The organism is Maribacter sp. MS6 (assembly GCF_056839185.1).
The window spans coordinates 2,143,032-2,157,322 of the sequence record NZ_CM166389.1 but is presented as its reverse complement, the minus strand read 5'-3'; the positions used below and the strand labels follow the sequence as shown (position 1 = coordinate 2,157,322).

Below are 14,291 nucleotides of genomic sequence, written 5' to 3'. Positions count from 1 at the left end.
TTCTATTGAAATAGTGACTATTAGTACTTTTACGTTTCTAAGAAATAAACACTACATCATGAAAAACATTTTTTTAACGATTGCACTTGTATTCACTTGTGCTTTTGGTTTCTCGCAAACAGAAGAGGAACTCACATCTCAATTAGGAGCTAAGAAGGACTCGCTTAAGGCTATCCAATCTAGGGTAGACGCCATACAGGGGAAAATAGATGCACTTCCAGGATGGAAAAAAGGTGCGTTTGGTACCATTGGGGCTAATCTAAGTAGCTTTAACAACTGGTATGCGCAAGGTTCTCCTAACAATTCATCAGGTAACATTGGTATTACCGTAAATGGTTTTGCGAATCTGAATCAAGAGAAATTTTTCTGGAGAAACTCAGGAAATATAAACCTTTCGTGGATAAAGTTCGATGACAAAGACTTGGCCACAGATGACGATAGTTTTAGACAAGCTGCCGATGTATTTACAATTTCATCGCTTTACGGCCGTAAGATAAGCGATAAGTTTGCTATCTCCGGTTTAGGCGAGTACAGAACTACAATTTTAGACAACTTCAATGACCCAGGATATCTTGATGTTGGGGTCGGTGCAACGTGGACCCCAATCACCGATTTGGTTGTTGTGGTACATCCATTGAACTACAACTTTGTGTTCAGTAATAACGATGCCGTTTTTCAATCTTCTTTAGGAGCAAAAATACTTGCAGATTATACGAGAAAGATTGGCGCCGTGAATTTTAAAACTAATTTCTCAATGTTCCAGAGTTATGAGGACGGGGATTTATCTAACTATACTTGGATTAACTCATTAGGGTATACTTTATGGAATGGTATAGGTCTTGGTCTGGAGTTTGGCTTAAGAAACAATAAGCAAGAGGCTTTAAATTTTGCGCTAGTGGACGATCCTACCACAACGTTTGAAAGTGTAGACAATGATTTACAAACATATTTCTTATTTGGCCTAAATTACGCCTTCTAAAGGAATAGACTGTTCAGATATAAACAAAAAACCCTACTCTTAGAGCGGGGTTTTTTTGGTTAAGTTATTATCGTAAAATTTGGGTTTTACTTTGGGTATAAGTCCGTATCGATTTGGGGTCAACACTAGTGCTTAAACACATGTCAAAGGTATGACATCACATCTTTTATTGGGCAATTTATGTTGTGAAGGGATGCTATAATGTGGTGAAAAATAGCAACGGTTAAAATTGATCGATGAACTACACAATTAGATTTATAAAATTTTAATCGGAGCTCTTAAACTGGACTCACTTTGCAGAAATCAAATCTAAAAACGAATGGTTTTGGTCTTTAAAAAAGGAAACACTATGTAAACAAATTTCCATAAATACGAATAGCGTATTCAGTATCCACTAAAAATGGAGGTTAAATACGCTATCAATATATGTGAGCTAGGGCAACTAGCTATTTACGGTAAACCGCAATCGCTAGTATTCGTCTAAATGTTCTGGGTAAAGAAAGTTATTGTAAGGAAATCGGGTAACATGAATATCTCGTACTTCGTCGTAAACTCGTTTTCTAAACTCGTCCAGATTTTCTTTGTTCAAGGCTGATATAAACAAGGCGCGGTCGCCTACTTTTTCCATCCAGGTGCGTTTCCATTCTTCAATGGTAAAATGGCGCGAAGTACGTTCGGTAATTAAATCGTCCTCGGGTATAGTGTCATGCTCGTATTGGTCAATTTTATTGAATACCATAATGGTCTTTTTGTCAGCACTTTTGATTTCATCTAAAATCTTGTGCACGGAAGCAATGTGTTCTTCAAACTGTGGGTGTGAAATATCTACCACATGTAACAAAAGGTCAGCTTCACGAACTTCGTCAAGCGTGCTTTTAAAACTTTCCACCAATTGTGTAGGGAGCTTTCTTATGAAACCTACCGTATCGCTTAAAAGAAAAGGCAGGTTGCCAATGACCACTTTACGAACCGTAGTGTCTAAGGTAGCAAATAACTTGTTTTCTGCAAAGACATCACTTTTACTAATAACGTTCATTAAGGTAGACTTTCCTACGTTGGTATACCCAACAAGGGCCACACGAACCAGCGCACCACGATTTCCGCGCTGTGTTTCCATTTGCCGGTCAATCTTTAGGAGCTTCTTCTTTAGCAGGCTGATACGATCACGAACAATCCGCCTATCCGTTTCTATTTCTGTTTCTCCAGGTCCGCGCATACCAATACCTCCTTTTTGACGCTCCAAGTGTGTCCACAGTCCGGTTAGTCTGGGAAGTAAATATTCATACTGTGCCAATTCTACTTGCGTTCTTGCGTAGCTCGTTTGGGCACGTTGCGCAAAAATATCCAAGATTAAGCTGGTACGGTCTATAATCTTACACTTAAGTTCTTTTTCTATATTCCGTTGTTGTGCCGGTGAAAGTTCGTCATCGAAAATTACAGAACCCACATCGTTTGCTTTTACAAATGCGCCAACTTCCTCCATCTTTCCGCTTCCGATAAGTGTTTTGGGATTCGGTAGGTCCATGCGTTGTACAAACCGTTTTACTACCTCACCACCTGCGGTATAGGTAAGGAATTCTAGTTCGTCTAAATATTCAGTGACCTTATCTTCGCTCTGTTCCCTATTGATAATACCAATAAGGACAGCTTTTTCGTAATCTACTGTTTTCTTTTCTATCATATAAAGGTAAAGTGCAAAATTAAGCAAAACCGCCCAGCCTATTTTAGTATTTTTATTAACTCAATAAAAGCACCTATGCGTTTCCCTTTTTTTAAAAGAAAATCCACTGATCAATTATACACCATCGCGTTTTACAATCTTGAGAATTTTTTTGATGCGGAGAATAACAAGCACACCTTGGATGATGATTTTACGCCAACAGGGTTTAAACAATGGACATTAGAACGATACGAAAGTAAACGCAAGAAGTTGGCACGAACTATACGGGATATCGGCAAAAAGGAAAATAAATATCCTCCTGTGCTCGTAGGGATTTCCGAGGTCGAGAATCAACACGTGATTCGAGATTTGATAGAGACGAAACCTTTGGATACGCTAAACTATGAGTATGTGCACTACGAGTCGCCGGATGAAAGGGGTATTGATACAGCCCTGCTTTACAATCCTAAATATTTTACCGTGATTACTTCGGAAGCGCTTCCCCTCATTGTAGATAACTTAAATGGAGATAGGGATACCACCAGGGATGTATTGTATGTAAAAGGTGCTTTGAATACCGAAATAGTACATGTTTTTGTAAACCACTGGCCCTCGAGAAGGGACGGTGGAGACGTTACAGAATATAAGCGCCTAGTTGCAGCAAAACTCATTAAGGAAAAAATGGAGGAAATAGCGGCGATAGAGCTATATCCTAATTTTCTGGTTATGGGAGACTTTAATGATGACCCTAGTTCCAAGAGTATACAAAGTCTATTGCAAGATACTACCTTGTATAACCCGATGGAAAAATTACATTTTCCTAAACAAAGAGGCAGTGCCAATTACAAGAATTTATGGAGTCTTTTTGATCAGATTATCATATCACATAACTTTTTAAATTTTGAAAAGGGGACACATAGTTTCTCCAAGGCAGACATTTTTGATAAAGCTTTTTTACGGGAAAAGTCTTGTAAATACAAGGGTAATCCACATCGCACCTATGCGGGGCGTAAATATTTGGGAGGTTACAGCGATCACTTTCCAGTGTATGTAGTGCTGAAATTCAATCCCAGATAATTTTTATTGGTAAATAATAAAATAGGAAAAAACCTACAAACATCAAAAAAGAGCACTTTCACAACAAGATGCATCCTTGCACTAGGCTATTCATCGAATAATTGCAATTTTTTACATACTGGGTCTGTTAAGTTTATATAATTGTAGTCCAAATCTTACAATTTTAACCTACTTACCTATGGAATATCAACAACCAAGGAATCTCCTACCTTCCTTTTTGTGTACCTCGATGTTGCTTTTGTGCGTTACATTTACGATATCCGCACAGTCTGATGCCTTAAAGAAGATCATAAAGAAGGACTATGATTTTTCTAAAATTGGGGCAATGCACGTAGACCTCGAATTTGATTTTGAGGAAAACAGGAAAAAAACTTTGGCCCTTGCCAAGAGTAATCACTGGAAACTTACCGAAACGATGGCTGATGGCACAAAAGTAGCCCTTCAAGAAGTAGGAACAGATGGGAGTCCTTTGTATTATGAAACCTACTCCGATAATGCGAGTCAGGTATCAAGAGCCAATACGCTGCACACCAATGGAATGCTGGACTTGAATTTAGACGGTTCAGGTATGCAATTAGGGGTTTGGGATTCTGGAGTAGCGCTAATAACGCATCAAGAATATGATCTCCGTGCAATAATTGGAGATGGTAGCGGGGAAGTGGACAACCATGCCACCATGGTTACAGGTAGTTTAATTTCTGCAGGAGTTAAAAAGGATGCCCAAGGCGTGGCATACAGAGCCAATGTGGTGACCAACGACTGGTCTAGAGATAAGATTGAAGTTGCCGAGGCTGCCGCGAACGGGCTGTTACTTTCCAACCATTCTTATGGAATAAAGACGGATCGTGTGCCCGATTGGTATTTTGGCTCCTATATTAAGGTAAGTCAGGATTGGGACAGAATTATGTACAACGCCCCATATTATTTAATGGTGAACGCTGCTGGCAACGCTCAAAAACGAAAGGACAATCAGCATCCGATAGCGGGAAGTGCTGCAGACGGTTTTGATGTTATGCTAGGGTTTACACTTACAAAAAACAGTATTACCGTGGCAGCTGCCGATACCAACATAGCGCGTAGTGGGGACTTAAAAAAGGCAAATGTTTCTGCTTATAGTAGTTTTGGACCCGTAGATGATGGTCGAATAAAACCGGATCTTGCCGGTGATGGGTCCTCTATCTTTTCCACTGCTTCCCAATCGGACAAGAGCTATGGCACATCTTCCGGAACCTCTATGGCAACCCCTGGTGTAACGGGAGCACTTTTACTTTTACAACAGTATAACGAGCAGCTATATGGTTCGTATATGCGTGCCGCGACCCTAAAAGGCCTTGCCTTGCATACGGCGGATGACGTGGACCAACCAGGACCGGACTATAAGTTGGGTTGGGGCGTTATGAATGCTAAAAAAGCTGCGGAACTACTCTTAAATAAAGAGTACAGCTCCCTCATTGAAGAAACTAGCTTGGAACAAGATAAAACGTACACGATTATCCTTACAGCAAACGAAATAGAGGATTTGAATGTTTCCATTTCTTGGACCGATCCCGCCTCGGATTTCATTAATAGAGGAAACCTAAATGATACCACCGCTGCTTTGGTCAATGATTTGGATATACGGATTACGCAAAACGGTATAGATTTTTATCCTTGGAGGTTAAGTGCCACTAACCCTGCAGCACCAGCTATAAAAGGTGATAACCACGTTGATCCGTTTGAACGGATAGTGATACCCAAAGCCGAAGGCGATTATACCATTACGGTCACACATAAAGGCACCTTAAAGGAAGGCAAACAAGATTTCACCCTTTTGGTATCGGGTGCTGCACTTACAGACTGTGCACTTAACGCGCCCGAAAGTTTACTGCTAGCCGAAGCTACTAATGAGACACTAGCCATACAATGGGATTCAATTACAGACGCACTATACGAAGTTCAGTATAAAAAGATGACAGCTGCCATGTGGGAAACGGCCTATGTTTCCGAACCAAGTTTTACGTTAAATGGTATGGAAACTGATCTAGACTATGTTTTTCGTGTGCGAACTTTTTGCTCGCAGAACGTAGCGTCAGAGTATAGCATGGAGTATCAATTTACTTTCTTGGGCAAAGATACGCAGGTAGGTCCTCTAAATTCTTTTGAAACCTTAAATGTAGCAGCCGAAATCAATTTTTCCATTTATCCGAATCCTGCCGTAGCGTTTATCAATCTGCATGACGAAACAAATGAAAGTGCTCGCTATACCATTACAGGTATGTCAGGAACCACGGTAAAGCGTGGTGCGGCAAAAAACGCAAAAATCAATGTAGCCGATTTGGCCGGGGGTCTTTATATACTCCAAATACAAGACGTCCAAGGTATACGAAGTGCTAAGTTTTACAAACAGTAAGTAGCACTTAATTCTAACGTTCCCCCGAAATCTAAACACCCCTACTTTAAAGGCCTGTTGCATACAGTATGCAACAGGTTTTTTCATTAATAGATTTTAATGATGAAAATAAAATTTTAATATAAGTTCTATCGATATTAAAATAAGACAAAACAAGAGTTTTACTATCGTAAACGCCTAACAATTTTATAACTTTATGCACTAAAGCATAAAAATCAGAACAATGGATACGAACGACAAAAATTCAAATGGCACTGCTTGGGACATTAATGATTCCAGTAAATGCCCATATTTGGGGGGATCCCTAAAAGAGACTGCAGGAGGTGGTACCAACAATTTAGATTGGTGGCCAAATCAATTACGTTTAAACGTACTGCGTCAAAACTCATCTTTGACCAACCCAATGGATCCGGATTTTGATTACGCAGCGGAATTTAAGTCCTTGGACTTGGCCGAGGTAAAAAAGGATATTGTAGAAGCGCTAACAACTTCTCAAGATTGGTGGCCTGCAGATTACGGTCATTACGGGCCTTTTATGATTCGTATGGCATGGCATAGCGCGGGAACATACCGTATTGGTGATGGTAGAGGTGGTTCTGGTTCGGGTTCACAACGGTTTGCACCGTTGAACAGTTGGCCGGACAACGGAAACTTGGACAAGGCACGATTATTACTATGGCCTATTAAGCAGAAATATGGTAAAAAATTGTCTTGGGCAGATTTAATGATCCTAACAGGAAACTGTGCTTTGGAGTCTATGGGCTTCAAAACCTTTGGTTTTGGTGGTGGCCGTGAAGATATATGGCAGCCCGAAGAAGACATTTACTGGGGCTCTGAAACAGAATGGATGGGGAACGATGAGCGATTCTCCGACGGTGAATATGTGTTGGAAGCTAATTTAGGAGCTTCTCATATGGGTCTTATTTATGTAAACCCAGAAGGACCAAATGGCCAATCCGATCCTTTGGGAACAGCTAAGTTGATGAAGGAGACCTTTGGTCGTATGGCGATGAACGATGAGGAAACCGTAGCTTTGACTGCTGGCGGGCATACCTTTGGAAAAGCGCACGGTGCTGCTAATCCAGATGAATATGTAGGTGCAGAACCCGCAGGTGCCAGTATCGTAGAACAAAGTATGGGATGGAAGAATTCTTTTGGAACAGGTGTGTTGGACGATGCCATTACAAGCGGTATTGAAGGTGCATGGACACCCAACCCCACCAAATGGGATCATGATTACTTTAAGGTGCTTTTAGATTATGATTGGGAGCGAACAAAGAGTCCTGCCGGTGCCAACCAGTGGAGACCAACAGCGGAATCTAAAGCGAAACAAGCGCCCCGTGCCGGAGATGCGTCCAAGACACAGGATCTGATGATGACCGATGCCGATATGGCCTTGAAATTGGACCCTGATTATTTAAAAATATCAAAGCATTTCTACGAAAACCCTGAAGCGTTAGAAGATGCTTTTGCACGTGCTTGGTTTAAACTAACGCATAGGGATATGGGACCGGTACAACGATATTTAGGCCCAGAAGTACCCAAAGAAGAATTACTTTGGCAAGATCCGGTGCCAGCCGTTGATTACGAGTTGGTTTCCGATGCCGATGTCGCTGAACTTAAGAAGCGCTTATTGGCTTCTGGCTTAACAGTATCTCAATTGGTATCTACGGCATGGGCTTCTGCATCTACGTATAGAGATTCCGATAAACGAGGTGGTGCCAACGGCGCACGTCTCCGCTTGGAGCCACAACGCAGTTGGGAAGTAAACAATCCAAAAGGTTTGAACGATGTTTTAAACATATTGGAGGGTATTCAAAAAGAATTCAATAGCACACAATCCGGGAACAAGAGAATATCCATGGCAGATTTGATCGTGCTTGGCGGTAGTGCAGGAATAGAGGAAGCAGCAAGACATGCAGGACATGATGTGGAAGTTCCTTTTACTGCGGGTCGTACAGATGCTACTCAGGAACAAACCGATGTCTATTCATTTGAGGCCTTGGAACCCTCTGCAGATGGATTTAGAAATTACAAAAATCCAGATTATAAGGCTTCGGCTGAGGCTTTATTGGTAGACCGCGCACAATTGATGAAGTTGACCGCTCCTGAAATGACGGTTTTAATGGGAGGTATGCGTGTATTGGACACTAATTTTGACGGAAGCAGACATGGCGTGCTCACCGATCGCCGTGGAGTGTTGACCAATGATTTCTTTGTAAATCTGTTAGATTTAAGTGTGAAGTGGGAAGACGCATCGGATAATGAGACCCTATTCTCTGGGCGTGACCGTAAAACGGGAAGTATTAAATGGACAGGTACACGTGCCGATCTTATTTTTGGTTCCAATACAGAGCTGCGTGCCTATGCAGAGGTGTACGGTTCTTCCGATTCGGAGCAGAAATTCGTAAACGACTTCATTAAAACATGGACGAAAGTGATGAACTTAGATCGTTTTGATTTGGCGTAAGCGAATGTGATGAATAAGTAGTATATGAAAGTGGCCTTTTACAGGTCACTTTTTTTGTTTTTGAAGGGTTACTAGACTAGGTTGGGAGTAATCGTTTTTAGTTTATTTTAAATTTTGTTTGTAAGCGTATCGTAAGCCCGATTTAGTGCTGAAAATAACAGTTCTCTCGTTTTTCCCTACATTGCAGCTATAGATTATATAATCTATAGCTGTACGCTAGCTACAATAGTAAAGAAACTAATAACCTATAGGAATTGAGAAAAGCTTATGTCATCTTTTGATAAAAACAAATCTACATTCTTTCATAGAATGGTTGATATTGGTGCTAATTACAACTCTTCGATCGCTGAAATAAGATATTTGCGTGTAACGAATATTGCGTCCGGTTTAGGAGTGGTTTATAATGCAATTTGGATGCTAATTGTATTTTTTCTTACAGACGCACTAGTGATTTACGGGAGCAATGCTTTGCTGGTATTGACGTTTCTAATGGCGTTAATATTCAACAAGAAAGGGTGGCGAATCCTGGCCTCTATATGGCTCGTACTGGCATCTAATCTGTCCGTTCTCGTGTTTCTTTATTTGTTGGGATATTCCTCAGGGGTTGCAGTTGTTTATTTCCTTATTATTATCCTACCATACATGACTTTCCCCCGAAAGGCAAGGCATATAGCCCATGTTTTTAGCATTATAGCTTGCCTGACATTGATTGTTACTGTAATATTTCAATCAAGTATAACAGCTCATTTTGACGGATTAGATCCTTACATATCACAAATAGTTAATATCAGCATAACTGGATTTATTTGCCTCATACTCATATCAAGTATGTCTGTTCTAATTGATAAATCAGAGGAATCTTTAATGACTGAACAGAAAAAATCAGATGATCTTCTCCATAATATTCTACCGGCAAACATAATCAGGGACTTAAAAGAAAGTGGTAATACAATCCCTAAAAGACATAAGAGTATCACTATCCTATTTACTGATTTTGAAGGTTTTACGGAGCTAGTAGCATCCATGTCGGCAATCACTTTGGTCAATGAACTCAATGACATATTTGGTCGATTCGATGAAATAATGGAAGAAACGGAGGTTGAAAAGATTGAAACAATTGGTGATGCTTATATGGCAGCATGTGGCCTTGAAAAAGAAACGACAAATCATGCTGTTAACTGTATTAGAGCAGCACAAATGATGCTATCCTATCTTGAGGAGAGAAATAAAAGCCATGAAATAAGATGGAGAATGAGGGTTGGGATACATACAGGAACTGCAGTAGCAGGTGTTGTAGGCAAAAAGAAGTTTGCATACGACCTCTTTGGAGACACCATAAATACCGCTAGTAGAATAGAATCCTCTGGTGAGGTAGGTAAAATCAATATATCTTCATCCACCTTTCAACTGATTAAAAACGACTTTGCATGTCTTTCTCGTGGAAAAATCCACGCAAAAGGGAAAGGGGAATTGGAAATGTATTTTGTGAAGTAAACTGCAGCTAACAAGGTGAATAATGCGTACCCTTCGGGATACACACCATACACAAAACGTTGTTCATAATTGGAAAAAACATCAGAACTTAAATGAAAAGACCTGATTTTGAAAACATAAAGTCTGGAACAGAATTCAATAATTGGTATTGGCTGAAAAAAGAATTGGTTGAAATCTGTAAACGGTCAGAATTACCGTCACACGGTCGGAAATTTGAACTTCGCGACAGAATAATGTTTGCGCTAGATAATAAAGGAAAAATTAAACCGGAAATTAAAAAGAAAAAGAAAAAATCTAAATTCAATTGGGCAAAATCAGAGTTGAATTTAAAAACTAAAATTACAGACAATGTATCTTTTGGTCCTAATTACAGGAAATTTATGAAAAGTCAAATAGGGAACACTTTTTCATGTAATAGTGACTTCATGGATTGGGTGAAAATTAACGTAGGAAAAACGTTAGAACATGCAATTCTTGAATACTATCAACTTGAAAAAAGAAAAGAAAACCCTGATTTTAAAAGGAAAATTGCAGACAACAATTTGTTCAACCAATATACAAGGGATTTTATGGAAGATAATCCAAATGAAAAAATAAAAAATGTTAGGAAATATTGGTTCTTAAATAAGCAACTGCCAACAAAAAATGGATTTGTGAAATATGAAAAGTCTGATTTAGAGCTTGAATAAAAACTATGCACAACAATAGTATAACCCTTACACAAATCATTGATTTCTGAAAAAACGAATCACTATAAGCCTCATTATTGGGCTTTTTTCTTATCGGGTCAGTATAGGAAAGTCAAATTTCGATGCCTTGGTAAAGCCGATAACAGATTTTGCACAACCCTTTTCTCAAATACCTTAAAATCAGGTGTTCCTACCCAGCTTTCCAAACTTACGATGTTCCTCTGGTATTCTTGGAGAAAATAATTTGCTAAAAATTCCCCTTAAGATTACCACGTATATTCCGGGGGTTGTATGTTGTTCATCCGAAGGTATAAATTAGCCTTGGCCCTGTGGTTGGCCATATGGTCTTGTACATAAAACAAGGCAAATGCCCTGCTTACGGTATTCCCACTATGATACATCACGCAAGTTTCATCTAATTGTTCCTGCTCAATAGTATTAATAACATTTGTAGTATAGGCAAAACCGGTTTCTAATAGGTCTATGATTTCAGCTTTTGTCATTTTGGAAGCGTCCGGAACACTTGGTTTCACCTCCATGCCCTGCACATAACGTTTGGTAAGTAGCGGTACGGTATATCCAATATGCACCATCTGTTCGCCAAAAGACTTGCTTACAGGTGTTGGCTTGTATGAATATAGCTCTCCTGGCATTGTCTTGGCAATGTTTAAACAATGATCTCTGGCCGTAAGCCAAACAGCTATATAGTCTTTGGTAAAAGGTGTTTTTGGGGTAATTTCGGTTTGTCCAAACATTCCAAAGACACAAAGGATACTTAGGAATAGCGCTACTACATTTTTCATATTCAATAGGAGTTAAAGGGTATTACAAGTTATATATTTTAGTTCGCACATGGGTTTTTAAAGTATCTTTCTTGCTTTAAAGTATCCTTAAGATTTATTGGATACCTAGGTGTATTGCGGAAAACTCGTGTATTATCAGTAAGTTTAGAGATGCGAAGAATAGTATATTATGTGGCAAGTTCACTTGATGGATTTATTGCCGGCATGAACGATGACATTAGTAAGTTTGTTCCCAAAGGCGCGGGTGTAGACAAATACCTGTCAGATTTAAGAAGCTTTGAAACGGTTATCATGGGGCGTAGAACGTATGAATTTGGATATCAATATGGACTAGTTCCCGGTCAGCCAGCCTATCCGGACATGATGCATCATATTTTTTCTGATACCTTAAAGATAGACGAACTTTCGGATAAGGTTCTAATTGAAAAAACATCTCTTGAACGTATCAAACAAATCACCAAAAATGCTAAAACCGACATATACCTTTGTGGCGGAGGACAATTTGCAGGGTGGCTTCTGGACCATGGATTAATTGATGTGCTAAAGTTAAAACTGAACCCGATTATACTAGGTGAGGGAATTCCGATTTTTGGAAACTCCAAAACTTCGGCGGTTGGACGTTTAATCGAAAAGGAATCTTTTGATGGCCAATTTGATATACTTACATATCAGCTTACATAAGAAAAAGAAGTATCATGAATTTGGAGGGTCTTAAATAAAAGGAGAACAGCAAATAAATGACGCACTGGATTAAATACGAATCTTTGCATAATAGCGTGTGCTAAGGGAATGAACGACTTAACTGAACATAAAAGCTGGTTTCAACGTAATTGGAAATGGAGTATTCCCTTAATCGTATTCCTTTGTTTCCTTTTCACCGTACTATTCAGTTCTAAATTAGGAGAGAACATAGTAGGTATTGCAAAGGTCTATTCAGAATCCGAGGTGTGCGATGGTGCTTTGAAGATTGCGAGAGCAGATGAAAAGGTACTCGCACTATTGGGAGAATTACACCCGTTAAGTTCTCTGGCCATTTTGGAAGGTTCCCATCGCTATTCTAATAATTATGATACGCTAAATATCACTTTTGATGTATATGGCACTAAACATGAGCGCGATGTACGCAGTAAAATGGACGTTGTTTCGTATAGAAATGGCAAACAATGGAGGTACACATCCATAGCTATTCGGATTAAAAAACCGGAGGATTTAAAGCAGAGGATAGAAGTTTTAAAATAGAAGAAGTACCAAGATAATGACCTCCTGGGTGCAGGGAAACTGGTAAAAAACAGTAATCTTACAGGTACTATTCTTATCGTCTAGTTCGCTAATCCATATACTTACATTAAGAGGGTTGACTTATTTTTTATTTTTATAAAAAAATCTAGGTACTTGAAAACGCTTTACAAACCTGTTTTAGCAACACCGATTTCAACGAATCAATAAAATGATGGATAAACAAGTACGAATTTCGCCAGAACGAATGCAAGAAGTGTTACATAAAATATTTCTGCGATATACTTTTTCTGAAAAGAAAGCGCGGTTGTTGGCGAATGTATATACGGAAAGCACTTTAGCAGGTGTGTCCTCCCATGGTATAAACCGGGTGCCGCTTTTTATTGAGTATATAGAAAAAGGTTTGGTTGAAATCGATAAGGAAGCGAATAATATTGCATCTTTTGGAAATATAGAACGTTGGGACGGTCATCTAGGACCTGGAATTATCAATGCAATAAAGTGCACGGATAGGGCTATAGTATTGGCAAAACTACACGGAATGGGACTGGTAGCCTTGCGCAACACCAATCATTGGATGAGGGGCGGAACGTATGGTAGGCAAGCGGCAGATGCAGATTGCATTTCCATTATGTTCACGAATACACAACCGAACATGCCGCCTTGGGGTGGTAAAGAAAGCAGAATAGGTAATAATCCCTTTGTTGTTTCCATACCACGTAAAGAAGGTCACGTTGTGTTGGATATGTCACTTTCCCAATTTGCATTCGGCAAAATCAATTCCTATAGGCTCAAAGGAGAAAAGCTACCTTATGCAGGCGGCTGGGATGATAAGGATCAACTTTCCAATGATCCGAAAAAGATTTTGATAAAAGAGCGGGGATTGCCCATCGGTTATTGGAAAGGTTCGGCACTCTCTATGGTCTTAGATATGTTGGCAACGGTATTATCGGCCGGGAATTCAACCTATAGAATAGGTAAAAATGTAATGGAAACAGGTATCTCACAAGTCTATCTTTGTATTTATCCGGAAATTTTTGGGGATAAGGACCTACAAGAAAGACTCCTAAACGAAATTATTGGATATACGCATGATGTTGCACCTATGCAGCCTGGAGAAAAAATCTACTACCCGGGAGAAAGAAGTGCACAAACGAGAATTGAAAATTTAAAGGATGGGATTCCTGTTTATTCCAGTGTTTGGGAAAATATAATTGCCTTGTCTGTTGAAAAGTGAACAAAAACCAGACTATCATATTTCGATAATTTTAGACTAAAACAAAGTAGCTGCTTCATACTATTTTTATAACCATAATCTACCACCTTGTCTTTAGTAGCTCTATGAATTAGTTAACAGGCATGGATTTTTCAAATAATACTTACGTTGACATGCCTATTATCTTGTCTCGATTTTTCCTATATTCCGTTTGAAAAAATAGGTAAAGCTTTTTCAAATTAAATAGTGTATTGCTTTTTAACCATTTAAATATAATT

General features: G+C 39.3%; 11 protein-coding genes. 9 read left to right on the top strand and 2 right to left on the bottom strand.

Annotation, left to right across the window (positions count from 1 at the left end):
* Positions 1-58: 58 nt before the first annotated feature.
* Positions 59-979, top strand: coding sequence for a DUF3078 domain-containing protein (locus MS6x_RS09485; RefSeq protein WP_482607041.1), 921 nt, complete (start codon positions 59-61; stop codon positions 977-979).
* A 469-nt stretch (positions 980-1,448) separates the two neighbouring features.
* Here the strand turns inward: MS6x_RS09485 and hflX are convergent, their stop codons facing one another.
* Positions 1,449-2,660 carry a GTPase HflX gene (gene hflX, locus MS6x_RS09480; protein WP_482607040.1) on the bottom strand — a complete coding sequence of 404 codons (1,212 nt, stop codon included), beginning with the start codon at positions 2,658-2,660 and terminating at the stop codon, positions 1,449-1,451.
* 75 nt (positions 2,661-2,735) lie between these two features.
* Here hflX and MS6x_RS09475 point away from each other — a divergent pair, with 75 nt between their 5' ends.
* The 5 genes from MS6x_RS09475 (at position 2,736) to MS6x_RS09455 (ending at position 10,758) form a co-directional block, all read left to right on the top strand.
* Positions 2,736-3,716, top strand: a complete 981-nt coding sequence (locus MS6x_RS09475) for an endonuclease/exonuclease/phosphatase family protein (protein WP_482607039.1) — start codon at positions 2,736-2,738, stop codon at positions 3,714-3,716.
* A 178-nt stretch (positions 3,717-3,894) separates the two neighbouring features.
* Positions 3,895-6,105, top strand: a complete 2,211-nt coding sequence (locus tag MS6x_RS09470; protein ID WP_482607038.1) for a S8 family serine peptidase — start codon at positions 3,895-3,897, stop codon at positions 6,103-6,105.
* A 223-nt stretch (positions 6,106-6,328) separates the two neighbouring features.
* Positions 6,329-8,575: a catalase/peroxidase HPI gene (gene katG, locus MS6x_RS09465; RefSeq protein ID WP_482607037.1), complete on the top strand. Its 2,247-nt coding sequence runs from the start codon at positions 6,329-6,331 to the stop codon at positions 8,573-8,575.
* Positions 8,576-8,842: 267 nt separating this feature from the next.
* Positions 8,843-10,069 carry an adenylate/guanylate cyclase domain-containing protein gene (locus MS6x_RS09460; RefSeq protein WP_482607036.1) on the top strand — a complete coding sequence of 409 codons (1,227 nt, stop codon included), beginning with the start codon at positions 8,843-8,845 and terminating at the stop codon, positions 10,067-10,069.
* A 92-nt stretch (positions 10,070-10,161) separates the two neighbouring features.
* A complete protein-coding gene (locus MS6x_RS09455; protein ID WP_482607035.1) occupies positions 10,162-10,758 on the top strand; it encodes a DUF6434 domain-containing protein in 597 nt (198 codons plus the stop codon).
* Positions 10,759-11,024: 266 nt separating this feature from the next.
* Here MS6x_RS09455 and MS6x_RS09450 read toward each other — a convergent pair whose 3' ends face one another.
* Positions 11,025-11,561, bottom strand: a complete 537-nt coding sequence (locus MS6x_RS09450; RefSeq protein ID WP_482607034.1) for a DinB family protein — start codon at positions 11,559-11,561, stop codon at positions 11,025-11,027.
* 150 nt (positions 11,562-11,711) lie between these two features.
* On the opposite strand from MS6x_RS09450, the gene MS6x_RS09445 reads away from it, so the two are divergent.
* The 3 genes from MS6x_RS09445 (at position 11,712) to yiaK (ending at position 14,034) form a co-directional block, all read left to right on the top strand.
* Positions 11,712-12,242 (top strand): dihydrofolate reductase family protein, encoded by a 531-nt coding sequence (locus tag MS6x_RS09445; RefSeq protein WP_482607033.1) that lies wholly within the window; start codon positions 11,712-11,714, stop codon positions 12,240-12,242.
* A gap of 108 nt (positions 12,243-12,350) precedes the next feature.
* Entirely contained in the window at positions 12,351-12,800 is a 450-nt protein-coding gene (locus tag MS6x_RS09440; protein WP_482607032.1) for a cytochrome c oxidase assembly factor Coa1 family protein, read from the top strand.
* Positions 12,801-13,008: 208 nt separating this feature from the next.
* Positions 13,009-14,034 (top strand): 3-dehydro-L-gulonate 2-dehydrogenase, encoded by a 1,026-nt coding sequence (gene yiaK / locus MS6x_RS09435; protein ID WP_482607031.1) that lies wholly within the window; start codon positions 13,009-13,011, stop codon positions 14,032-14,034.
* Positions 14,035-14,291 lie beyond the last annotated feature (257 nt).

Bases quoted from the DNA above. Each gene is read 5' to 3' on its own strand.
- MS6x_RS09485 (WP_482607041.1), top strand. From the start codon at position 59: ATGAAAAACATTTTTTTAACGATTGCACTTGTATTCACTTGTGCTTTT.
- hflX (WP_482607040.1), bottom strand. From the start codon at position 2,660: ATGATAGAAAAGAAAACAGTAGATTACGAAAAAGCTGTCCTTATTGGT.
- MS6x_RS09475 (WP_482607039.1), top strand. From the start codon at position 2,736: ATGCGTTTCCCTTTTTTTAAAAGAAAATCCACTGATCAATTATACACC.
- MS6x_RS09470 (WP_482607038.1), top strand. From the start codon at position 3,895: ATGGAATATCAACAACCAAGGAATCTCCTACCTTCCTTTTTGTGTACC.
- katG (WP_482607037.1), top strand. From the start codon at position 6,329: ATGGATACGAACGACAAAAATTCAAATGGCACTGCTTGGGACATTAAT.
- MS6x_RS09460 (WP_482607036.1), top strand. From the start codon at position 8,843: ATGTCATCTTTTGATAAAAACAAATCTACATTCTTTCATAGAATGGTT.
- MS6x_RS09455 (WP_482607035.1), top strand. From the start codon at position 10,162: ATGAAAAGACCTGATTTTGAAAACATAAAGTCTGGAACAGAATTCAAT.
- MS6x_RS09450 (WP_482607034.1), bottom strand. From the start codon at position 11,561: ATGAAAAATGTAGTAGCGCTATTCCTAAGTATCCTTTGTGTCTTTGGA.
- MS6x_RS09445 (WP_482607033.1), top strand. From the start codon at position 11,712: ATGCGAAGAATAGTATATTATGTGGCAAGTTCACTTGATGGATTTATT.
- MS6x_RS09440 (WP_482607032.1), top strand. From the start codon at position 12,351: ATGAACGACTTAACTGAACATAAAAGCTGGTTTCAACGTAATTGGAAA.
- yiaK (WP_482607031.1), top strand. From the start codon at position 13,009: ATGATGGATAAACAAGTACGAATTTCGCCAGAACGAATGCAAGAAGTG.